A 23835-nucleotide genomic window follows, 5' to 3' on the forward strand; every position below is an offset into this window, starting at 1 on the left:
GGGGAGGGCGCGTCGATGTGCGGAATTGCCGGATTGTTCCACACCCGTGACAAGCGCGAGTTTCCGCGCGATCTGCTGCAGCGGATGAACGACATCCAGCTTCACAGGGGGCCGGACGAGGGGGGTGTGCATTTCGAGCCAGGCGTCGCGCTCGGCCATCGGCGCCTGTCGATCATCGATCTGTCGACGGGCCAGCAACCGCTGTTCAACGAGGACGGTTCGGTCGCGGTCGTGTTCAACGGCGAGATCTACAACTACCGCGAACTGGTGCCTGAGCTCGAACGCTGCGGCCACCGCTTCCATACTCGCAGCGACACCGAGGTCATCGTCCATGCCTGGGAGCAATGGGGTGAAGACTGCGTGCAGCGTTTCCGCGGCATGTTCGCGTTCGCGCTATGGGATCGCAACCGCAACACGTTGTTCCTCGCGCGCGACCGCCTCGGCGTGAAACCGCTGCATTATGCCGTGCTGGCTGACGGCACCGTCGTTTTCGGCTCCGAACTCAAAGTGCTGATGCAGCATCCTGCACTCGACCGGCGTATTGATCCTTGTGCGGTCGAGGAATACTTCGCGCTCGGCTACATCGCCGAACCGCGCACGATCTTCGAGGGGGCGAAAAAGCTCGGTCCGGCGCAGACCCTGACGATCCGTCGCGGCGAGTCGGTGCCGGCACCGAAAAACTATTGGGATGTTCGCTTCACGCTTGACAACCCGATCGGCCTGACCGATGCGCTCGCCGAGCTCACCGAGCGGCTGCGTGAATCGGTGCGTCTGCGGATGATTTCAGACGTGCCGCTCGGCGCGTTCCTTTCCGGCGGCGTCGATTCCAGCGCGGTTGTCGCGACGATGGCGGGCCTGTCGACCGAGCCCGTCAACACCTGCTCGATCGCGTTCGACGATGCGCTCTTCGACGAATCGGAGTTCGCGCGGAAGGTCGCGGAGCGCTACCAGACGAGCCACTACGTCGAGACGGTCCAGTCCGACGACATCGACCTCATCGACACGCTCGCCGCGCTCTATGACGAACCGTATGCCGACAGCTCCGCGATCCCGACCTACCGCGTCTGTCAGCTCGCGCGCAAGAAGGTCACCGTGGCGCTGTCGGGTGACGGCGGCGACGAGAGCTTTGGCGGTTACCGCCGCTACCGCCTGCACATGATGGAGGAGAAGCTGCGCGCGAGCCTGCCGCTCGGCGTACGCCGGCCGATGTTCGGCATGCTCGGACGCCTCTATCCGAAGGCGGACTGGGCGCCGCGGGTGTTCCGCGCGAAAACGACGTTCCAGGCGCTCGCGCGCGATTCCGTGCAGGCGTATTTCCATTCGGTGTCGATCCTGCGCGACGACATGCGCAGGCGGCTTTATTCGAGCGGCTTCAAGGCGCAGTTGGCCGGCTATAGCGCGCTCGACGTGTTCCGCCGTCACGGTGAGGCCGCGGGGACCGACGATCCGCTCGCTCTTGTGCAGTATCTCGACCTCAAGACCTATCTCGTCGGCGACATCAACACCAAGGTCGATCGCGCGAGCATGGCCCATTCGCTCGAAGTGCGCGAGCCGCTGATGGATCATCCGCTCGTCGAATGGCTCGCGACGCTGCCATCCGGTTTCAAGGTGAAGGGGCAGGAGGGTAAATACCTGTTCAAGAAGGCAATGGAGCCCCTGCTGCCCCACGACGTGCTGTACCGGTCGAAGATGGGATTTTCGGTGCCGCTCGCACGCTGGTTCCGTGGGCCATTGAAGCAACGTGTCAGGGACGCGATGCTCGGCGAGACCCTGGCCGGCACCGGCCTCTTCAATCCCGACTATCTGCGCCATCTGGTAGATGCCCACCAGAGCGGGGTGCGCGACTACAGCGCGTCGTTGTGGACGCTGCTGATGTTCGAGGCTTTCCTGCGCCACAGTGACGCGTTTGCGACGCCGGTCGAACCGGCGCGACTGGCGGGATGACTCATGCGCATCCTGCACGTTTTCGACCACTCGATCCCGCTGCACAGCGGATATACCTTCCGCTCCGCGGCGATTCTGCGTGAGCAGCGGGCGCTTGGGTGGGAGACCTTCCATCTGACGTCGCCGAAGCAGGGCGAAGCAGCTGCTGCCGAGGAGGAGATCGATGGTTTGTGCTTCTTCCGGACCCCGGCGCAGGCACCAGCGCCCCCGGTGATCGGCGAGGTCGCGCTGATGCGGGCGCTCGAGGCGCGCATCGGGGAAATCGCCGCGCGGCTGTGTCCGGACCTGATCCACGTCCATTCGCCGGTCCTCAACGCGCTGCCGGCGCTGCGGGTGGGGCGGCGCCTCGGGATCCCGGTGGTCTATGAGATCCGGGCCTTCTGGGAAGACGCCGCAGTCGACCATGGCACGACGAGCGAGGGCAGTCTGCGCTACCGGCTCACGCGTGCGCTGGAGACGTACGCGCTGCGCCGCGTCGATCATATATTCACGATCTGCGCCGGGCTGCGGGCCGACATCCTGGCGCGCGGAATCCCGGCAGACCGCGTTACCGTGATCCCGAACGCCGTCGACATCGAGTCCTTCCAGTTGTCGGGTGTCCCGGACGCCGCGTTGAGGGCGCGTCTCGGACTCGACGCCGCGACGGTGATCGGCTTTGTCGGCTCGTTCTATGCCTACGAGGGCCTGGATCTGCTGCTCGACGCCGTTCCCGGGATCCTCGTACGTCAACCCGACCTGCGCGTGCTGCTGGTCGGCGGCGGCCCGCAGGAGGCGAACCTGAAGGCACAGGCGGCCCGGCTCGGCATCGGCGACCGTGTCATCTTCGCCGGGCGGGTGCCGCACGATGAGGTCAGTCGTTACTACGATCTCATCGATCTGCTCGCCTACCCGCGTCATTCGATGCGCCTGACCGAACTCGTGACACCGCTCAAACCGCTCGAAGCGATGGCGCAGGGGCGGGTGTTCGTCGCCTCCGACGTCGGTGGCCACAAGGAGCTTGTCCGCGACGGCGAAACCGGACGGCTGTTCCGTGCCGGCAGCACCTCGGCGCTGACCGCCGCGGTCGGCGAAATGTTTGAGCAGCGTGGACACTGGAGCGACTACCGCGCCGCCGGCCGCCGCTTTGTCGAGTCGGAGCGCAACTGGCGCAACAGTGTCGAGGCATATCGCGTCCCCTACAGCAGACTGGTACCGGAGACTGCCCTATGAGCGCCCCTGAACACAAAATAGCACTTTCGCATGACTCCGCCGCACTCGCGGGCGAAGGTGACCGGAGTGTGCCCGACCGCTCGCTTCATCTGGCTGTGCTGGTCGCCGCGCTTGCGCTACTGCTGTTCTGGTATCGGGATACGGTCGGTTCGCTTCTGGCCATCTGGAGCCGCTCGGATACCTACGCGCACGGCTTCATCGTTGCGCCGATCTCGTGCTGGCTCATATGGCGAAATCGCGCCCGGCTGCGCGGCCTGCCGCTGGCGCCCTCGCTGGCGGGCGCGCTCGCCGGTGCCGCCGCCGGTTTCGCCTGGTTGCTCGGCGAACTCGCAAGCGTCACGAGCGTGTCACAGTTCGCGCTCGTCGGCATGGTCATTGCGCTGGTGTGGGCGATCGCCGGCACCGCGATCGTCCGGGCGCTGGCCTTCCCGCTGGGGTTCCTGTTCTTTTCCGTGCCGTTCGGTGAATTCCTGTTCCCGTGGATGATGGATCGCACGGCGGATTTCGTCGTCTGGGGGCTGCGCCTGTCCGGCGTGCCGGTGTATGCGGAAGGGCGGAGCCTGGTGATTCCGTCCGGCAACTGGGCGATCGTCGAGGGTTGCAGCGGCGTGCGTTACCTGATCGCATCCGTCGTCGTCGGCAGCCTGTACGCCTATCTGACCTACCGGTCGCTGCGCCGCCGGCTGATCTTTGCCGGACTATCGGTGCTCCTGCCTATCCTCGCGAACTGGCTGCGCGCCTACGGCATCGTCATGCTCGCCCACTTCAGCGACAACCGGATCGCGGCGGGGGTCGATCATCTGATCTACGGCTGGGTGTTCTTCGGCGTCGTCATGCTCGTGCTGTTCTGGGTCGGGGGACGATGGCGCGAGGACGACGCGCCGCTCGCCCCGCCTGCCACGCGCGCGTCGCCCGGCGAGATGCGTCCAACGGTTGCGTCGCGGTCGGTCGCCGGCTTTCTCGTCGTCGCGCTTGCGGCCGTCCTGGCTTGGAAGCCGGCGCTCGGGATGCTCAACGAGCAGGGGCAGCATGGACCGGTTCGGCTTTCCGCGCTGCAGCCCCAGGGCGAATGGCAGCCGGTCGAGGCCGAACGGCTGCCCGCGTGGTCGCCGCGCTATTCGGGGATGCGCAGCGAATTGCGTGCGGCATGGGATGCCGGCGGGCAGCCCGTCGGGCTCTATATCGCCTACTACCGCGACCAGCGGCCGGGCGAGGAGCTGGTCAATTCCGAGAATCGGGTATTGCAGAGCAAGGATCCGGTGTGGACGATGAGGGCCTATGGTGAACGCGAAACGCAAGTGGGCGCGCGCGATGTGAAGGTCGGCAGCATCGAGATGGCGAGTGCGAGTGGGAGGCTGCTCGTGTGGCACGGGTACTGGATCGGGGGGCGATGGACGACGAACGATTACGTCGCGAAGCTGTACCTCGTGGCCTCGATGCTCGGCGGCAGCGGCGACGACTCCGCCGCGGTGATGGTTTATGCCCCGTTCGCCGTCGAAGACCGCGGCAGGGCCGAGGCGGCGCTGGGTTCGTTCATGCGTCAAATGGGGCCGGCCGTGGGCGACATGCTGGCGGCTGCGATGGAGCATTAGCATGCGAACGGACAAGGTGCACGTCGTGGTCTTCTCCACGTTGTTCCCGAACATCGCGCAGCCTCATGCCGGCTTGTTCATCCGCGAGCGGATGTTCCGGGTCGGTCAATCCCTGCCGCTGACCGTTGTTGCGCCGGTCGCCTGGTTCCCGCTTCAGTTCCTCGTCCGCCTGTGGCGCCCCCGTTTTCGTCCGGCGGTGCCCCGGCGCGAGACGCAGAGTGGCATTGAAGTGATTCATCCACGATTCCTGAGCTTTCCTGGCATTTTCAAGGCGCTCGACGGGATTTTCCTGGCGCTTGGCTGTCTGCCCGCGCTGTGGCGGTTGAAGCGCGCCGGACGGCTGGACGTTCTCGACGCGCACTTCGCGTACCCGGACGGCTACGCCGCGACCCTGATCGGACGCTGGCTGCGCACGTCGGTGACGGTCACGTTGCGCGGCACCGAGGTTCGGCACGCCGCGACGCCCACGCTGGCACCTCGCCTGCGTCGCACGTTCGAACGGGCCGAGCGCATCTTTTCCGTCTCTGGATCGCTGCGCGCGCTCGCGCTGCGGCTGGGGGCCACCGAGGACAAGGTCCGGGTCGTCGGCAATGGTGTCGATACCTGCAGGTTTCATCCGCTGCCTCGGCCGCAGGCGCGCGCTGTCTTCGGCATACCCGCTGGCGCGCGGGTGCTGATCTCGGTCGGCGGGCTGACCGAACGCAAGGGCTTTCACCGCGTGATCGAGCTGCTGCCGGAGTTGCGCAAGCGATTTCCCGATCTCGTCTATCTGATCATTGGCGGCGCAAGTGCCGAAGGCGACTGGCGCACGCGGCTGGAGCAGTCCGTGCAGGAGCTCGGGCTGACGGACACGGTCCGCTTTCTCGGTGTCGTCGAGCCGGACGATCTGAAGCTGCCGCTGTCGGCGGCGGATGTCTTCGTGCTCGCGACCCGCAACGAGGGGTGGGCGAACGTGTTCCTCGAGGCGATGGCGTGCGGGTTGCCGGTGGTGACGACCGATGTCGGCGGCAATCGCGAAGTTGTGAGTCGAGCGGAACTGGGAACGGTCGTCGCGTTCGGCGATCAGGCGGCGCTGCTCCGCGCGATCGAAGCCGCATTGGAAAAAGTCTGGGATCGCGACGCGTTGCTCGCGTACGCGCGGGAAAACGAATGGTCGAGGCGCGTCGCCGAGTTGCTCGAGGAATTCGCGGCGCTCGCGCCGGATGCCGCCGCCGCTTCGCCACGGCACGTGAAAGCGGAGGGGCGGGTGCATGGTTGAACGCCTGAGCGTCAGTCACGTTCGCGAGCGGCTCGAATACAAGATGCTCGTTGCGTCGAAGTCGGCGTATCAATGGGTGCGGCGCAGTTCGCCTGCGCAGGTGGTTTTCGTCGCCGGGATGCAGCGTTCCGGCACGAACATGCTGATGGACCGTCTGGAGCGCAGCTATCTGACCGACGTGTACCATGAACGTGATCCGCGCGCGTTCGACAATTACCGCATGCGCGACCGCGCGGTGATCCGGCAACTGGTGGAGCGCTCTCGTGCGTCAACCTTCGTCATCAAGGCACTGTGCGAACTCGAACAGCTAAGCGAGTTGATGACGGAGTTCGCGCCGGCCAAGACGGTCTGGATCGTTCGCGACTACCGCGATGCGGTCAGATCGGCGCTGATCTCGTTCGGCAATTTCACGAAGCAGGTCGCACGCATCGCCGCTGACCGCCATGTCGATGATTGGCGTGCGCGGGGGATGTCGGATGCGACGCATGCGCTTGTCCGTCAGCTCTGGCATCCCGAAATGAGCGAGGCATCGGCGGCGGCGCTGCTCTGGTATTTCCGCAATGTGCTGTTCTTCGAACAGGCCTTCGATCGTGATCCGAGGGTCAGGCTTGTCTCTTACGAACGACTCGTGCAGGAGCCGGAGCAGGAGTGTGCTTCGATTTTCGGTTTCCTCGGTGTCTCGTACTCGAAGGAGATTACGCGCGGAGTCTTCGCGAGTTCGATCCGGCACAAACCGGTGTCCGGGATCGAGCCGGCCGTGGCGCAACTGTGTGAGGGCCTCGCGCAGCAGTTCGATTCTTGCCATGCACGGGATGCCCGGCCATGAACGAGGTGATGAACGACATGTATACCGCCTTCGTCTCGAAACTCGTGTTCCCGGCGCAGGAACGTGCGAAGCGACACGACACGCTGCGGGTGCGCAGGCAACTCGAGGAGAGCCAGTGGTGGGACCGCTCGCGCATCGAGCGCCTGCAACTCGACCGCCTGCGCGCTCTGCTCGCACATGCGCAGCGCCACGTTCCATATTATCGCGAGCTTTTTTCCCGCTCGGGATTCGATGCGGACGCCCTCACGGACGTTCGTGACCTCGCGCGCCTGCCGTTCCTCGGCAAGGCCGAAATTCGCTCGAATGCGGACGCGCTCAAGTCGGACCAGGCGCGCGATCTCGCCCGCTTCAATACGGGCGGCTCGAGCGGCGAGCCGCTGATTTTCTTTATCGGCGGCGAACGGGTGAGTCACGACGTCGCAGCCAAGTGGCGCGCGACGCGCTGGTGGGGCGTGGATATCGGCGACCCGGAAATCGTCGTGTGGGGCTCGCCGATAGAGCTGGGTACCCAGGACCGCATCCGCCAATGGCGCGACGCGCTGATGCGCACTGAACTGCTGCCGGCGTTCGAGATGTCGGAAAACCGGCTCGATGCGTTCGTCGAGCGCATCCGCAGGCGTCGCCCGAAAATGCTTTTCGGGTATCCGTCGGCGCTGTCGCTGATCGCGCGGCACGCTGAAGCGCGCGGACAGCGCATGGACGATCTCGGCGTGAAAGTTGCATTCTGCACGTCGGAGCGGCTCTACGATGAACAGCGCGCGACCCTCGAGCGCGTCTTCTGCTGCCGGGTGGCAGACGGCTACGGCGCGCGCGACGCCGGGTTCATCGCGCATCAGTGTCCGTCGGGGGGGATGCATCTCACCGCCGAGGACATCGTCGTCGAGATCGTCGACGCGCAGGGTGGGGCGGTACCGGACGGGCAGTCGGGCGAGATCGTCATCACGCATCTGGCGACGCGGGACTTCCCGTTCATCCGCTACCGCACCGGCGACGTCGCGGCGATCGATCCGGCTCCGTGCGCCTGCGGGCGCGGCCTGCCGCTGCTCAAGGAAATTCACGGCCGGGCGACGGACTTCGTCGTCGCGCGCGACGGGACCGTGATGCACGGCCTCGCGCTGATCTACGTCCTGCGCGACCTGCCCGAGGTCGCGGCGTTCAAGATCGTGCAGGAGAGCACCGAACTGACCCGCGTGATGGTCGTGCCTGGGGCGGGTTTCAGCAGCGAAACCGAGGACAGGATCCGGCATGGCTTTGGCAAGCGCCTCGGCCAGGGGGTCAGCGTCGAAGTCGAACGCGTGCCCGCCATCCTGCCGGAAAAATCCGGCAAGTATCGTTACGTCGTGAGCCGTGTGGATGTCCGGGGAGTTCCTCAATGCGTGACATAGCGGTAACACTGGCCGTATTCGGGTCGCTGCCGTTCATCCTCAGGCGCCCGTGGATCGGCATCCTGGTGTGGACGTGGCTGGGCTTCATGAATCCGCACCGGATGGCGTGGGGGTTCAGCACGACGATGCCGTTCGCCATGATCGTGGCGCTGACGACCCTGATCGCGATGCTGTTCTCGAAAGAGGAGAAGCGCATTCCGTGGGAGCGCGAGACGGTGGTCCTGGTGCTCTTCACCGGGTGGATGTTCATCACGACGATCTTCGCCGTCTACTCCGAGCTGGCATGGCTGCAGTTCGAAAAGGTCATCAAGATCCAGTTGATGATCCTCGTCGCGATGATGCTCATCACGACTCCGCAGCGCCTGAAGCTGCTGGTATGGACGATCGCGCTTTCACTGGCGTTCTACGGGGTCAAGGGCGGCATCTTTACGATCCTGCACGGCGGCGTCTTCCGGGTACAGGGACCGCCCGGGACTTTCATCGGCGGCAACAACGAAATCGGGCTCGCGCTGGCGATGACGATCCCGCTGCTTTATTTCCTCGCCCGGAGCATCGATCAAAAATGGCTGCTGCGTAGCGGAATCTATGCCGCGACGGTCCTCACCGCGCTCGGCGCGATCGGGACGCAGTCGCGCGGCGCATTGCTCGGCATGGCCGCGATGGGCCTGATGTTCTGGCTCAAATCGCGACAGAAAGTCCTCGTTGCGCTGCTCGCTGCAGCGTCGGTCTTCGCCGTCGTGCAGGTCATGCCCGAGGCCTGGTATGAGCGCATGCACACGATCCAGAGCTACGAGGAAGACAAGTCGGCGATGGGGCGCGTCAATGCGTGGTGGATGGCCTTCAATCTCGCGAAGGACCGCCCGCTCGGCGGCGGGTTCGAAACCTTCCAGCGCGGAATGTTCGCGCTCTATGCACCCGATCCCACGAACTCCCGGGATGTCCATAGCGTGTATTTCGAGGTGCTCGGAGAGCATGGATTCTTCGGTCTGGCGCTGTTCCTGCTGCTCGCTGTCCTGACGTGGCGCTCGGCGGGCGCCGTGGCGCGCGCGGTGAAGAAAGTTCCGGAACGCGCCTGGATGGGAGATCTGGCCACGATGGTCCAGGTCAGTCTGATCGCCTACTTCGCGGCCGGCGCTTTTCTCGGCATGGCGTATTTCGACTATTACTACAACCTGGTGCTGATCATCGTGATCGTGAAGGCGATCCTGCATCGGGAGGGGCTGCTCGGCGACGCGAAGGTCGGGCGGGCGGGGGACGCATCGCCGGCGCCGGGACTCTCCACGCCTATCGGCCCCGTGCCCGATCGTTCTGCTGCAGCCAGAGCTCGAGCTGGGTGAGTACCCAGATCATGACGCCATAATAAGTCGCATGACTGCTCGAATGTTCCCGCCACAGGCGTTGCAGATAATCCGGGCGCACGATGCCGCGTTCCCGGAGGCTCCCGAGCGCCTGCCTCGCCTGCGTCTGCAGCGGCTCGCTGGTGCCGAGCCAAAGCCCGAACGGCAGGCCGAACCCGTGCTTGGACTTCGCGATCGTCTCGCCCGGCAGAAAATCGCGCAGCGCGTCCTTGAAGAACACCCGCAGCCTGTTGCCACTCACCTTCTGCGCGACGTGCAGCGTGCCGGAGAATTCGACCAGATCGTCGTCGAGGAACGGGTAACGCACATCGATGCCTGCCAGTTCGCACACCCGGCCGACCTTGCGCAGGTCATTGTCGGCGAGCGTGAACTTGTGATCGAGGTGCATCATCCGGTCCACCGGGTCTTCCGACTCCGTCCTCGAATAGGCTTCCCGCATCAAATCGAGCGGCCTTCCGGTATCCACCGCGGCGAGGAACTCGGGTTCGAGGATCTCGTCGAGCGGGTCCCGGTGCAGGAAATTATAGGTTTCGAGGCGGTCGGGCAGCGGGATTCTCGCCTGGCGCACATAGCTCTGAGCCTTGCGCACCGGCAGCAGCGATGCCCCGCGCGGGAAGTTGAGCACGACCGGTTCGATCAGGCGGCGCAGCGCGGGCCCGAGCGCCTGATAGTGTTCGAATATCCCCTGCTTCGCGTAGCGCACGTTGCCGCCGAAGAATTCGTCGCCGCCGTCACCGGCGAGCAACACCTCGACGCCATGTTCCCGCGCGAGCCGGGCGCAGAAGTACGCCGGTACCGCCGACGCATTGCCGAACGGCTCGTCATATGCGCCGGCAATCAGCGGCACGGCCTCGGCGACATGTTCCGGGGTCACGTAGAACTCCTGGGCCTCGGCGCGGAAGTGCCGCGCGGTGACGCGTGCATACTCCAGCTCGTCGAAGCCCTCCGCGTCGAAGCCGATCGAAAAGGTGCGTGCAGGGCGACCGCTGATTTCGCCGAGCAGTCCGGTCACCGTCGAGCTGTCGGTGCCGCCGGAAAGGAATGCACCGGTCGGCCGCTCATCGATCTGGCGTCGCACGGATTGCCGCAGCAGGTCCCTGAAGGATTCTTCCTGTGCAGTCGCGGAGGCTCCGGCTGCGGGTTCGAAGCGCATTGCCCAGTAGAAGTCGCGCGCCGCGTGGTGCGAGGTCGCGACAAGCCGTTGCGCTGGCAGCAGCTTCTCGATGCCGGCGAATGCCGTACCAGGGCTCGGTACCATGTGGCAGTAGAGATAGTCATAGAGCGCCTGGTGGCTCACCCGCGCACCGACGGCCGGGTGCCATGCGACGGCGCGCGCGCTGGTCGAAAAGACCAGCAGCGAACCGACGCGCGCGAAACACATGCGCTCCACCCCCGCCCGGTCTACCGCCAGCACGACGCGCCCCTGAGCGAAGTCGATCAGCACCAGCGCGAAGCTCCCGAACAGGTCCGCGAGCATGCGATCGCCGTGCTCGCGGTAACGCGCAATCGCGGCGGCCGCGTGGCCGCGGTCGTTCGCGAGCGCCGCCGTCGCGTGCTCGCCCCAGCGTGGCCGGCCGAGGATGGCGACGGCGCACTGCGCCGTGGCGTCGTATTCGATCCAACTCGCCGTCGGACCCGCCGCGATCCGGCTTGCGCCAGGCAGATCCAGCACGCGAGCCGGCTTGACGGTGCCTTCGGCGCCGAACATCGCTTCCAGCGCCTCGGGCGCGATGTCGTTTCCGCCCCCGAGGTTTGCCCATCCGCACAGAATTCGGTGGGTTTTCATCGCTTCGGATCCTCCAGGTTGATTGGGGCCGCTGCAATGGTAGCCGATGATATGCGAGGAAAGTGCGGCGCGACTCGCGCTGCCTGCCTGCGCGCGTGTGCGGGGAGCGCGGCATGATCGCGAAAGACGGCTGTGGAGCGACCCGGCGATGAGTACGGTTCTGACCTTGCTGCTGCTGTGGATCGTCGTTTCGGCCGGCCTGCTCACGGCGATGCATGGACGGTTGCTGCGGGCCCTATGGCGCGAGCCGGTGCTGACGCGGCCGGTCGTGATTGTCGAGAGCGACGACTGGGGTCCGGGGCCTGCCGCAGACGCCGGGATCCTGCGCGCGATCGCCGCCATTCTCGATGCAATCCGCGACCGATCCGGTCGGCCGGCGGTGATGACGCTCGGCATCGTGCTCGGTGTGCCAGACGGATCAGCGATCCTCGCCGCGAACGGGAAAATCTACGTGCGGCGCAGCCTCGCCGAAGCCGAATTCGCGCCGATCGTCGCAGCGATCCGGGACGGCTGCGTGAAAGGCGTTTTCGCATTGCAGCGGCACGGTCTGGAGCATTTCTGGCCGGCGGCGCTGCTCGCGCGCCTGGCCGGGGACGCGGCGCTACGCGAATGGCTCGCCGACCCGTCGGCACGCAGCGAAGCGCTGCCGGCGGCGCTGCAGAGCCGCTGGGTCGATTCGGCGCGCCTGCCCAGCACGCCGCTTGCGCCGCCCGTGATCGACGCCGCGGTGAGTGAGGAGGCCGCGCTTTTCGAGCGGATCTTCGGCGAGCTGCCGCAGGTCGTGGTGCCGAACACCTTCGTCTGGAACGATGCGCTCGAGCGGGCCTGGGCGGCGCACGGCGTGCGCTGCGTCGTGACGCCCGGTTGCCGCTACGAGGGGCGCGATGCGGCCGGCGCTCTCGGGCCGCCGACGCGCCGCACGCTGAATGGCGAGCGCGGTGTCGGCGGGCTGCGCTACGTGGTGCGCAACGATTATTTCGAGCCGATTCGCGGGCACCGCGCGGAGCGGGTGTGGCAGGCGATAGCGGCACGGACGGCGCAGGGTCGGCCGACGTTGCTGGAGACGCATCGGGAGAGCTTCATCGCGCCGCCCGAGCCCGCGCGAACGGCGCTGATCGAACTCGAGCGTGCATTGCGCGGCGCGGTCGCGCGCCACCCGGACCTGTGCTTCATGCGCACGGCCGAACTCGTCGGCCACTTCGACGACGCCGCGTCGCCGCTGCGCGCGCGCGCGCTGCCGATCCGCCTGTGTGCCTGGCTGTGCCGCCTGCAGGCGGAGCCGCGATGCGCGCGACTGCTGAAGGCAACCGGCCTGGCCTGGCCGCTGCGGTCTGCCGGGTGGCTGCTCGGCACGCTGACGCGGAACGGGGCGATGTCGCCACGACTTGCTAGACTTCATTGACTCCCTTGAGCGAGTGCACCGGTCGATGACTCAACGCTACCTCGTGATCACCGAACTGTTCCTGCCTACCAAGGGCGGTACGGCCGTGTGGTTCGATGAAGTCTATCGGCGTCTCGGCGGCAAGGAGATCCATATCGTCACCGCCGCGGTGCCGGGCGCCGCGGCACATGATGCCGCGCATCCGAACAGCGTGCATCGCCTCGATCTGCGCCGCGTCACCTGGCTGCGACCGGAATCGCTCGCGATGTACGTCAAGCTCTTCGTCCGCTCGCTAGCGCTGGCGCTACGCCATCGCTTCGACGCCGTCCACGCCGGCCGGGCGCTGCCCGAGGGGCTGGTAGCCTGGCTGGTCGCGCGACTCACAGGCCACCCGGTCGCGATCTATGCGCATGGCGAGGAACTGACCGGCTGGGGGCGCGGAAACAAATACCGGGCGATGTGCTTCGCGCTGCGTCACGCCGACCGGGTCATCGCGAACAGCGACTTTACGCATCAGACGCTGGTCGGCATGGGGGTCGAGGCGCGGCGGATCTCGGTCATCCATCCCGGCGTCGACACGGGCCGCTTCCGTCCCGGGCTGCCGTCCCAGGATTTGCGCAGCGGCCTGGGCCTGTCGCCGGACGCGAAGCTGCTGTTGTCGGTGGGGCGCCTGCAGCGGCGCAAGGGCTTCGATACCGTGATCCGCTGCCTGCCGGAACTCGTCGCGGCCGGGCTCGACGTACATTACGCGATCATCGGAATCGGCGAGGACGACGACTATCTCGCCGGTCTCGCGCAGCAGTCAGGCGTCGGCGATCGCGTGCATCGCCTCGGCCACGTGCCGCTCGAGGACCTGCCACGCTGGTACAACGCGTGCGACCTGTTCGTACTCGCGAACCGCGACATTGCCGGCGATACCGAGGGCTTCGGCATCGTCTTCATCGAGGCCGCGGCCTGCGGCAAGGCCGTCGTCGCGGGGCGGGCGGGCGGGACCGGGTCTGCAGTGCTGGAAGGGGTCACCGGTCTGCGCATCGACGGAGAGTCGCAGATCGAGGTGACCGCGGCGCTGGCGGCTATCCTGGGTGACGAAGATCGACGCGAGGCACTGGGCGCTTCGGGCCTTGCGCGTGCTCAGGGGTCCCTGAGCTGGGATGCGGTCGCGGCCCGTACGCTGGCCTTGGGGCGGAACGAAAGCTGAGGAGAGTGCAATGAAACGCATGTTGATCGCGGGCCTGCTGGCCTGCCCGCTGTGCGCCACCGCTGTCGAGCAATTTCCGCCCAGCGCTACCGAACTGCGGATGCTGCCGCCGTTCTGCGCCGACCGACTCGAAAAGGGGTCGGGCGGGAAGAACGTCGCCTCGGCCGCGCGGCTCGGCAAGGCGAACTATCTACATATTCATCATTACTGTTTCGCGGTGAATTTCGTCAATCGGGCCCGGCGTGCGCACGACCAGAAGGACCGTATCTACAATCTCGGGCTCGCCAAGAGCAATTACAACTATGTCATCAAGGCGACCGAGCCCCGGTTCTGGATGCGCCCGCAGATTTACGTCGAACTCGGCAGGGTCCATCTCCAACTGAAGGAGGCCGGCGACGCGGTACGCCTGTTCAACGACGCGATCAGATTCAATCCCGCATATGAACCTGCCTACCATGCGCTGATCGACGTGCAGCGGCAGAGCGGGCGTGCCAAGGACGGGCTCGAGGTCGCGACGGCGGGACTGCAGCGCATTCCGGACTCGCAGTCCTTGAAGAAGGCTTACCTCGAACTGGGCGGCAAGGAGCCGTTCCCGGAACCCGTCGCGAAAGCCGCGCCGGAACCACCGGCGGCTTCGTCGGCGCCGGAGCCGGACCATGCCGACAAAACCGCCACCGCTGCGGTTGCCCCGACAGCCGAAGGAACCGCCGCGTCCGATCCGCCGCCGCCGGGCGATTCGGCGCCGGTTCCGACGAGCGGTTGCCGTTACTGCCCGCCTGAAGAGGTACAGCGCAAGTGGCGGGAGTCGTTCGGCGGCGCAGAGGAATAGGCAGCGCGCCATGCCGCGCAAGGGAAATGGCCGGTGGTGGTGCGTGGCCCCGGTGTTGTCGCGATCCGGCGTCGGCCGAATCTCGCCAAAGTCCGGATTCGGAACGCGGATTCTTCCAATGGCGATAGCCTGGCTCATATGCGTGACGCTGGCCGCACTCGTACTGCAGGCGACACCTGCCATCGCCGACTGGCGGGACGAGCGCTGGATCGTCGAGGACTTCACCAACGTTCTGGGCAACGGTCCCGACGGCGGACCGCTCGCGCAGGCAGGCGGCGACGTCTATGCGCTGTGTGGCGACGAGTCCGGCCGCCTGTTTCTGAGCAGCGGACAGTTCATCGACGTCGTCACCCGCGATGGCATGCGCAGCCGCCTTGCTGGCACCGGCGAGCCGGGGTACCGCGACGGCCCCGCGTACCAGGCGCAGTTTCGGCTCGGCTTCAGGTCCTATTACGGTGCTCACAACCTCGCCTGCGGCCCGAACGGCGTGTTCGTGCCCGATGGCGGCAATCGGCGGATCCGGCGCATCCACAAGAGCGACGGCAAGTGGCAGGTCGATACTTGGGCCGGCGGCGGCTCGCGCCGGCTGAACCCGGGGGAAGCCGCCGGGGCGCGGGACGTGACGTTTCGCGGCACGATTTCGGTCGCCGTGACCGCCAACGGAGAGGTGACCATTGCCGACGACGGCGGCTACTACAGGGTCAGCCCGGACGGCAGGACGATCCGCTACGTCGGAACCTGGCCGATGACGATGGCGCGCAGTCCGGATCGCGCACCCAAACTCAACGTCATGATGGGTGATGCCGATTCGCGCGGCTTCGTGTATTTCGTTTCCCGCACGCCGCACTTTGTCGTGCGCATCGATCCTGACGACACGGTGGTGCATCTGGCGGGACGTTTCGCCGAAACGCGGACGCGGGTGCGGATCGGCGATGGCCCGCCGCGCGAGGCATATTTCGATACGCCGACCAGCATCGCGGTGCAGCCCGACGGTTCCGCCGTCTATGTGTGCGGCGGCGACGAGTACGACATCCGCCGCGTGCCCGCCGACGGCGCGGGGACAACCGCAACCCTGATGAACAACGGCCGCTGGGGCATCGCCTCGGTGCATCCGAATCGCAGTCGCGGGCCGGCCGTCGTGAAACCCAATGCGGGCGGCCGCCTGCGACCGGACGGAGAGCTCACCGACCTGATGGTGAGCCATCTCCTCGGCCGCGATGCCCAGGGGAACCTGTATGGCTCGATCAATTTCTGGACCGGGATGACGCAGTACGTCGAAGGCCACGGGCTGCTCGGCACGCGACTCTTTCGGCTGCGGCGCGCGCCCGCGCGGGGGGCGCAATGAATGCCAAGGTCTGCTCGTGGGTGCTGACCGCCGTGCTCTGTTGCGCCCCCGCTGCGCATGGCGCGGCGACCCCGGAATCCGTCGTGCTGCCGGCGCCCGACGCAAGGCCAGCGCTGCATCCGGAGCTCGCGTCCGACGGGCGCGGAAACTTCCTGCTCGTCTGGCAGCAGGGCAGAAACTACTTCGAACAGCAGGAATCGGACATCTTCGCGCTCCGGCTCGACGGGGCCGGGCGCCCAGTGGGACAGCCGATTCCGGTATGCGTCGCGGCGGGGAACCAGGAGCGCCCGAAAGTCATTTTTGCGAACGGCGTATTCATTGTCGTGTGGCACGATTTGCGCAACGGGCGCGACTGGGACGTCTATGCCGCGCGCGTCGGCGTGGACGGGGCGATGCGCGATGCGAACAGTTTTCTCGTCGCTGGCGGTGCGGCGAATCAGGCGAGTCCTGCAATCGCCGTCGCCCCGGCCGGCGCGCTAGTGCTCTGGCAGCATTACGCGGGCCGCTACTACGAGATCCATGGCGCGTTCGTCGGTGCATCAGGCAAGGGCGGGGCCGCGCGTGCGCTGGCATTCCGCGGTGAAACCCTGCACGGCGGTAACCTGTCGCTCGCCAGTTTCGGTGATCGTTGGGTCATGTCGTGGAAGGACGAACGCAAGTGGAGCCTCGGTGAGTCCGGCAGCACCATCACTCGCTACTTTGCCAGCCTTCGCCCGAACGGATCCGATCCGGCCGTACTGGACGTCGAGCGCGCGCCCGCCGCGACATTGAGCCGGGAAGGGGGGCGTTTCGCAAGCGATCTGGCGGGGAGCGCCCTCTACACCGCGTGGGGCGACATCGGTCGCGGCCAGCGTATATCGGTCGGAGCGGTTTTTGGCGCAAAGTCAGCCGCCGCGCTCGCGAATCCGAATGCCGAACCGGAATTGCGAGCGTCCAGCTGGAATCCCCGCCAGGCGATGACCCTGTTCTCGACTCGTATCCAGATCGACGGGCCGGTCGTCGCGGCATTCGGCGACGGCGCGTTTCTCGTTGCGGCCCGGCAGACCGGGGCCGCCAAACCGCCGTATCGAAGCCGCATCCTGGGCTCGCGCCTGTCGCCTGCGGGGGTGCGTCTCGATAGTCCCGACAAGCTGCTGTCGCTGCACGAGACCGGCTCGTCGGTCGCGAATCCCGCGCTGGCCGCCGGGCCGGAGGGGTTCGTGCTCGTGTTCGAGCAGGACGATGGGCCTGAAAAACAGCGGCTGGTTGTGAAGAGTGTGAGGTTGCGATGATCCCCTTGTTGCGCTGTGTGGCTGGCCTGGTGCTGTGCATTGTGCTTTCCGGAGGCAGTCTTGCGGCGCTGCCCGAAGCGGCCAGCCGTGCTTACGAGTCGCGCGACGGACGCTTCTCGGTGCCGCTGACGATCAAGGACAATTCCGGCGTCGAGCGCCACAACTGGCCGGTCACGACCGGCGTTCCGCTGCCATATGGGACAGTCCATGACGTCGGTGAATTGCGCCTCGTTGACGGCAATGGGCGGGAGCTTCCACTCCAGGCGGAGGTGCTCAGTCGGCATTGGGCGCGCGACAAGTCGATTCGCTGGGTTTTGCTTGATTTCCAGATCAGCCTGACGGCTGGAGGCAAGGCTGTCGTATATCTTCAGAACCGCCGTCCGGAACATGCGATCGCCGATCCCGTCAGGCTTCACGAGGAAGGCGACGTCATCACCATTCGGTCAGGGCCGCTGACCGCGCGGGTGTCGACCCGGGACGGTTCGCTGTTCAAGTCGGTCAGCATCGACGATCACGAGATCCTGCGCGCGCAACCGGACGACGGCCCATGGCTGCGCTCCGGCGAGGTCGGGCGAATGGAGCACAACACCGGTTCGGCGTGGAACACGCACGGCTGGGAAAAGACGCGCAGCGTCAAAAACGTGGACATCGCCGAGCACGTTTATCGGTCGGGCCCGCCGAACGAAGTCGTGGTCGAAACCCGTGGTCCGCTGCGCACCGTGGTGCTGGTCCGGGGGCGCCACCTGCCGGGAAAGTCCGGCAAGGGGATTCTCCGCGACGGCCTTTACAACTACACGACGCGACTGCATTTCTTTCGCGGTCAAAGCTTCGTCAAGGTGGAGCATGCGGTCGAGAACTCCGATCGCGCGCAGCCGCTATACAACCATATGTTCCGCGAGGCGGGACTCGCACATGCGTTGCGCCTCGACGACGAACCGCTGGTCACCGGCGGCGGGCTGCAGGCCGAGTCGGGCCTGCCGGCCACAGTCTCGACCCGCCTCGCCGGCAGCGAACAGGCCTGGCTCTATCAAGGCGCTGCGGAGGCGGAGAAAAAGCACGGGCGCGTTGTCGTCAGCGAGGGAAACTATCAGATCGGCATCGGTCGCGACGGGCAGATCGAAAAGCCGCTCGCCGCCGGCAAACGCGGACGTTTTCTCGATATCTCCGATTCGAGTCGCGGGCTGGCGGTCGCGATGCGTTACCTGTGGGAACACGCGCCGCGAGCGATCGCGCTGTCGCCCGGGAGCCTGCAGGTCGTGCTGCAGGGCGATAGCCCCGGCCATGCGGAACCGCGTGACGGCCTGCGCCCCGAATACGATCTCGACTTCGGCCGCCGCAATGTCCATGACGTGCTCTACTACTTCCATCGCGCCGATGCGCGCACGGCGCGGGTCGCGGAAGTCGCCGAGGCGTTCGAGTACCCGCTGTTCGCGCATGCGCCGCCGGCGTGGTATTCGGATTCCGAGACTTGGTATTTCGAGATTGCGCGCGATGGCGCCGACCTGCGGCGCAGCAAGATGAGCGACGTCCATTGGGTGCCCGACGGGGCCGGCCTCCGCGCGCATGGTCAGAACAGCAGCTACAACTCGGGGGGGCACCACGACAGCCTGAGCTCCGGCTGGCTCGCCTTCCTGCGCAGCGGCCTGTTGTCGGAACTGGAAAAAAACCTGGCGTACGGTCGCTGGAGCATCTCGCAAAATCCGGGTTGGGCCTACCGCGACAATGTGATCCGCTTCGGCGAGGGCGCGCAGCGCCTCACGGCGGTCGATCGTGCGCTGGCCGACTGGAACCTCCTTGCGGGCTTCGGCCCGAAAGAGTTCTACACCTGGCAGAGCGAGCGACAGAAGGAGGTGAAGACGCCGCGCGGCCCGGTGATCAGGCAGGCCGGCGGCTGGAGCTATCTGAACGGCTACAAGGTCCTGCCCGACATGGAGCATTTCGCGCTGTTCCGCCTGTTCGAGTACTACTACCTCACCGGCGACCGCCGCGCGCTCGACGCGATCAACGGTTTCGTGAACTGGGGCATCAATTTCCAGCACGTGCATCTTTTCAAGGGTCGGATGCAGCCGCTGAGCAATACCAGTCTCTTCGACGAGGATTCCGGCGCGCTGTGGCGGGGGCATTATGCCCGGGTCTACACGTGGATGCTGTACACGAATCTCGCCGGTTTCCACGCCACCGGCAGCCCCGTCTTCGATGAGTTCGCGCGCTGGCAGGTGCGCCGCATGCTCGCCGTGCTGCGCCACCGTCATGGGCAATTGACGAGCATCAAGCGCGAGGAACAGGTCATGGGGAAGATGCTCGAATTTTTCAGGGACAGTCCGATGTCGATATCCAGCGCGCAGACCTGGATGGAGGCGCAAGGCGTGCTGGCGCTGCACGAGGCCTACAAGACCTACGACGACGAACGCATCCTCGATGGCCTGTGGGGGCAGGCCGACTACTTCTCGCACCACGTGCTGTTCTATCCCGGACTCGGGATGATCAACAACTGGGCGACGATGCCTTCGCAATACATCGGGGCCGACGACAAGTCAGTGACTCCGAGCCGCCACGATCACCTGCTGCAGGCGTTCCCCTACCTTTATCACTACACCGGCTGGCCGGAAATGCGGCGTCGTTACGAAGGCATCGTGAATGGGCCGGGTAAGCGCTGGTCGGATGCCCGCTTTGAGCAGGTCATCGCCTGGGAGCGAGCGAACGTCGCCAAGCGGTCGACGACCCCGCCGGAGCCGATCACCGACCTGCGTATCGTCCAGGCCGGCCGTGGCGGCGTCACGCTCAATTGGACCGCGCCGCGGGATGACGGGCCGACCGGGCGGGCGGCGCGTTACTTCGTCAAATACAGCGACAAGCCGATCGTCGAATTCGCACCGACGGATCACCCGCAGCGCGCCGCCGAGAAACAGCGCGTCGTGGCGCAGGTCGAATCGGTGATCCTCGCGCGGCCGAAAAAGGTAAGGCTCGACGCGCGCATCGACCGCAGCGGGTTTGCCGCCGAGAGCCGGGAGGTGCCGCGGGGGCATCCCGACTGGGATCGGGTGAATGCGTTCTGGATGGCGGAGCACACTGCGGGCGAACCCGTGCCTGGCCCGGCTGGCAGCGCCGAAACTTTCACCCTGCGGGAACTCCTTCCACACGGAGCATTCGGCGCCCCGACCCAGCCGACCCTCGATGGCCTGAAGCCGGGAACCTACTATGTGGCGATCTGCTCGTGGGATGCCGACCGCAACCTCAGTCGCCCCTCGAATGTCGTGAAATTCACGCTGAAGTGACGACGGTTCGTCGTCGCGGCGGCAGTGGGGGCGGGCCCGGCTGTCGTGTCATGCGACGCGCGCGCGCCGCCGCAGCACCGGATCCTTCTCCATCCACTTGCGCAGTTCCGCCCACAAGCGCGCGACCTCCATTGGGTGATCCTCGGCAAGGTCGTACGTGCATCCCGGATCCGCTTCAACATCGTAGAGCGCCAGCAGCATGCCCGACTCGAGCGGTTGATACACCAGCTTCCAGCGCCCGTCGCGCACCATGCGGTCCTTCGCGAGCAAGACGATGTCGTGGTACTCGGACTTGATCGCGAGCGTCCCGCTGGCATCGTCAGGCACGTCGAGCAGTTGCAGCAAGTCCGGGTAGCTCAGGTGCCGGGGCGGCAGGCCCGGCACCGGCGTGATCCAGATGCCGGTCTCGTTGTACGCCTTCAGTTTCAGGTCGAACGCGGGATCGAGCATCGCCGGGACGAGCGACGAACCGTCACATTTGACCGACGGCGCCTGCAGCAGGTCGAGCAACGTCGGGACGAGGTCGATCGTGCGCACCACCTGGTCGACCCGTTGCCCGCCCGGTTGCCGCGGGTCGGCGATGACCAGTGGAATGCGCGCGCTGAAGTCGCCGAGCGCCGAGTTGCCCTGGCCCCATGTGCCGTGTTCGAAAAATTCCATGCCGTGATCGCTGTAGAGCACGACGATGGTGTTCTCGGTGAGGCCGCTGGCCTCCAGATGGCGCATCGTCCGGCCCACTTCGTCGTCGAACTGTGCGACGCAACCGTCGTAAAGATCGAGGATCTGGTCGAGATCGAATTCCTCGCGCGGTTCGCCCTGGCGGCGGATGATCTCGAACGGCTCGGTCAGCCGCGCCATGGCGAACTTCGATTCTCCAGCGTAGGCGGGGTTCGCATGGCGGACGTAGTACGGAAATTCGGATGCGAACGGCGGATGGGTGGTCGAATAGAACAGGTTCAGCAGGAACGGCTCGGCGGTTGCCGCGAGGCGCGAAATCATCCGCCGCCCGCGCCTTCCGAGTTGCATGGTCTGGGGTACGCCGCCGAGGTAATACAGCTCGGGGAACAGCAGCCGGCCGATGCGGTTATGCAGGAAAAGCGAAAGAAACAGCCGGATATCCTTCGGCCCCTGACGGATCAGGTACTTCAGGTTCCACTGATCGTCCGGCAGGTCGAGGATGTCGAAGCCGAGCGAGAATTTGCCGAGATCGGCGCCGCACCAATCCGACATCGCTGCGGTGCGATAGCCGAGTGCCCCCAGGATGCTCGGCAAGGTGGGCAGGTCGAGTTTGGTTTCCTCGTTCGATACAAAGTTGTCGCGTATTCCGTGGGTATGTGGCCAAGTGCCGGTCAGCATCGAAATCAGGCTGGGTGCGGTACGGGCGCAGGGCACATAGCAGGCGCCGAAGCGGGTGCCGCGGGCGGCCAGCGCGTCGATGTTCGGCGTGAGCGACTGGCCTCCGCGGCGCGCACCGACACGATCGGCCCGCAGGGTGTCCGAGCCGATCATCAGCACGTTCGGTGTACCGTCGCGGCGCGGTTGCAGCGCGGGAGCATCGGGTTCCCGCAGCGCGAACACCAGGATTCCCAGATAGCCGGCGGTCACGCTCGCGAGGGCGGCAGCCATCGTCGACGCGCCGCGGGCCGCAAGCAGCAGGACGAGTGTACCGCACAACAGCGCGACGGCGCTGCTTGCGACCATCGCGGCCCGGCGTAGTCCGCGTACCGACAGCAGCCCCCATAGCCGCTGGAGGTGGGCGCTGCGGTACTGCCATGACGCGACGATCAGCCCCGGATTGTGGGCGAGTGTATAGCAGACGCAGTAGCCGGTGGCGAGGGCGAGGCTGAGGGCGGCCGCCAAGGTGGCGAGGAAGGGGTTATGGTGCACTGCAAACGCGTCGGCGGCAGCCACTGTCAGCAACGAGCCGGGTAACGAGGCAAACAATCCGACAGCGAACGTCCACAAGCCGAGGCGCAGCATCGCGAACGGGACGTAGGATCGATAGCGGTGCATGATTTCGTCGCGCATGCGCGGACCGGACTGCGAGAAATCGACGATCGACTTCACCAGCAGCGCGATCGTCAGCACGAGCGCGACGATGACTGCGGGCACGATTGCATCGCCGAAGCGTGAGCCCGCCATCCATCCCGCGAACGCGAACGCTCCGGCACCGGCGAGGCCCGCCAGTGCCACCCTGTTCTGGCCCGGCAAGCGGGACAGGCGTGCGCGTCGGCGGCGGCGCGACTCGGCTTCGTGCATTCCGCTCATCTCGCCGAGCGAGGATGCGAGCCGCACCAGGTAAAAGCGGGTTGCCTGCGCGCGCAGCACCAGCCCGCTGCGTAGCGCATAGCCGGCAACCTTCCGCCACATGTAGAGCGGCACTCCGCCTTCGGTACGGCGGAAGCGCATCACCGACTTCGAGCGTTGGAATCCCTTGCGCATCAGATACGAAAGGGTCAGGCGTTCGCCATCAACATAGTGATACTGCACGATCTGCGGGGCGTAATGCAGGATGGCACCGCCACGCATCGCGCGCCGGACCCATTCGAGATCCTCCGCACCCCCCAGATCGTGTCCAGTGGGGCCGAGTTCGGTCAGGAACGGCCCCGTCGTCTGCAACACGTCGCGCCGTGCGACGAGATTTCCTCCGCCCGGTATTCCGCCATCGAGATCCACCCGGATCGGCGTGTCGCCCTGATCGTAACGCGGCACCGGTAGCGGGTAGATGCGGTACGGACCGTCATCGTGGACCCACGCCGGTTCGCTGCCGTCCCAATCGGGCAGGATACGGCCGCAGATCAGGTCCGCGTCGGGCCAGCTGCGCGCCGCGTCGGCCACTCCGACAAGATATCCGGCGTCGACGCGATGGTCGTCGTCGACGAACGCCACCACCGGGTCCTTGAGCATCGGCAATGCGCGGTTGAGGGCATGCGATTTCCCGGGAGTCGGTTCGGCGATCCAGTCGAGCGGCAACAGTCCGGGCCCTTCGCGGCCTGCGCAGTAGCCGGCGAGAAAGTCATGCGTGCCGTCGGTGCACGCATTGGCGACGACGAACAGGCGGACGCATGCATTTGCCGGTCGGTTCGCGGCATTGAGTGACGCGATCGCCCGGGACAGCAGCTCGACCCGATTGTAGGTGCAGATCAGCACCGAGATTTGCAGCGGATCGGCGAACATG

General features: G+C 66.1%; 15 protein-coding genes. 13 read left to right on the forward strand and 2 right to left on the reverse strand.

Features of this window, described 5'->3' with window-relative positions:
- The first annotated feature begins 15 nt into the window (after window positions 1-15).
- The 7 genes from pbN1_RS13700 to pbN1_RS13730 are packed head-to-tail and all read left to right on the forward strand — an operon-like array spanning window position 16 to window position 9551.
- Window positions 16-1944: an XrtA/PEP-CTERM system amidotransferase gene (locus pbN1_RS13700; protein ID WP_169201301.1), complete on the forward strand. Its 1929-nt coding sequence runs from the start codon at window positions 16-18 to the stop codon at window positions 1942-1944.
- A gap of 3 nt (window positions 1945-1947) precedes the next feature.
- Window positions 1948-3153, forward strand: coding sequence for a TIGR04063 family PEP-CTERM/XrtA system glycosyltransferase (locus pbN1_RS13705; protein ID WP_169201300.1), 1206 nt, complete (start codon window positions 1948-1950; stop codon window positions 3151-3153).
- Window positions 3150-4745, forward strand: coding sequence for an exosortase A (gene xrtA, locus pbN1_RS13710; protein ID WP_169201299.1), 1596 nt, complete (start codon window positions 3150-3152; stop codon window positions 4743-4745). Before pbN1_RS13705 ends, xrtA begins: the two co-directional genes overlap by 4 nt.
- 1 nt (window position 4746) lies before the next feature.
- Window positions 4747-6003, forward strand: coding sequence for a glycosyltransferase (locus pbN1_RS13715; protein ID WP_169201298.1), 1257 nt, complete (start codon window positions 4747-4749; stop codon window positions 6001-6003).
- Window positions 6004-6046: 43 nt separating this feature from the next.
- Complete coding sequence (locus tag pbN1_RS13720) at window positions 6047-6829, forward strand: sulfotransferase (protein ID WP_280516187.1); 783 nt, start codon at window positions 6047-6049, stop codon at window positions 6827-6829.
- A gap of 8 nt (window positions 6830-6837) precedes the next feature.
- On the forward strand, window positions 6838-8214 hold the full coding sequence (locus pbN1_RS13725) for a phenylacetate--CoA ligase family protein (RefSeq protein WP_169201384.1): 1377 nt from the start codon (window positions 6838-6840) through the stop codon (window positions 8212-8214).
- On the forward strand, window positions 8202-9551 hold the full coding sequence (locus pbN1_RS13730) for a putative O-glycosylation ligase, exosortase A system-associated (RefSeq protein WP_169201296.1): 1350 nt from the start codon (window positions 8202-8204) through the stop codon (window positions 9549-9551). Before pbN1_RS13725 ends, pbN1_RS13730 begins: the two co-directional genes overlap by 13 nt.
- Here pbN1_RS13730 and pbN1_RS13735 read toward each other — a convergent pair.
- Window positions 9499-11358: an asparagine synthetase B family protein gene (locus pbN1_RS13735; protein WP_169201295.1), complete on the reverse strand. Its 1860-nt coding sequence runs from the start codon at window positions 11356-11358 to the stop codon at window positions 9499-9501. The genes pbN1_RS13730 and pbN1_RS13735 overlap by 53 nt on opposite strands.
- Window positions 11359-11506: 148 nt before the next feature.
- Here pbN1_RS13735 and pbN1_RS13740 point away from each other — a divergent pair, with 148 nt between their 5' ends.
- The 6 genes from pbN1_RS13740 (at window position 11507) to pbN1_RS13765 (ending at window position 20657) form a co-directional block, all read left to right on the forward strand.
- Complete coding sequence (locus pbN1_RS13740) at window positions 11507-12760, forward strand: hypothetical protein (RefSeq protein ID WP_244856960.1); 1254 nt, start codon at window positions 11507-11509, stop codon at window positions 12758-12760.
- 25 nt (window positions 12761-12785) lie between these two features.
- Complete coding sequence (locus pbN1_RS13745; RefSeq protein WP_210147505.1) at window positions 12786-13937, forward strand: glycosyltransferase family 4 protein; 1152 nt, start codon at window positions 12786-12788, stop codon at window positions 13935-13937.
- A 10-nt stretch (window positions 13938-13947) separates the two neighbouring features.
- Window positions 13948-14766, forward strand: coding sequence for a tetratricopeptide repeat protein (locus pbN1_RS13750; protein WP_169203106.1), 819 nt, complete (start codon window positions 13948-13950; stop codon window positions 14764-14766).
- 118 nt (window positions 14767-14884) lie between these two features.
- The gene (locus tag pbN1_RS13755; RefSeq protein ID WP_169203107.1) at window positions 14885-16111 is read left to right on the forward strand and encodes an NHL repeat-containing protein; all 1227 of its coding nucleotides are present in this window, start codon (window positions 14885-14887) and stop codon (window positions 16109-16111) included.
- Window positions 16108-17382, forward strand: a complete 1275-nt coding sequence (locus pbN1_RS13760) for a hypothetical protein (protein ID WP_169203108.1) — start codon at window positions 16108-16110, stop codon at window positions 17380-17382. Before pbN1_RS13755 ends, pbN1_RS13760 begins: the two co-directional genes overlap by 4 nt.
- Window positions 17379-20657 (forward strand): fibronectin type III domain-containing protein, encoded by a 3279-nt coding sequence (locus tag pbN1_RS13765; RefSeq protein ID WP_169203109.1) that lies wholly within the window; start codon window positions 17379-17381, stop codon window positions 20655-20657. The genes pbN1_RS13760 and pbN1_RS13765 overlap by 4 nt, the downstream gene beginning before the upstream one ends.
- A gap of 48 nt (window positions 20658-20705) precedes the next feature.
- On the opposite strand, the gene pbN1_RS13770 is transcribed toward pbN1_RS13765, so the two are convergent.
- Window positions 20706-23834 (reverse strand): sulfatase-like hydrolase/transferase, encoded by a 3129-nt coding sequence (locus tag pbN1_RS13770; protein ID WP_244856962.1) that lies wholly within the window; start codon window positions 23832-23834, stop codon window positions 20706-20708.
- Window position 23835 lies beyond the last annotated feature (1 nt).

This window comes from Aromatoleum bremense, assembly GCF_017894365.1.
Classification (GTDB): Bacteria; Pseudomonadota; Gammaproteobacteria; order Burkholderiales; family Rhodocyclaceae; genus Aromatoleum; species Aromatoleum bremense.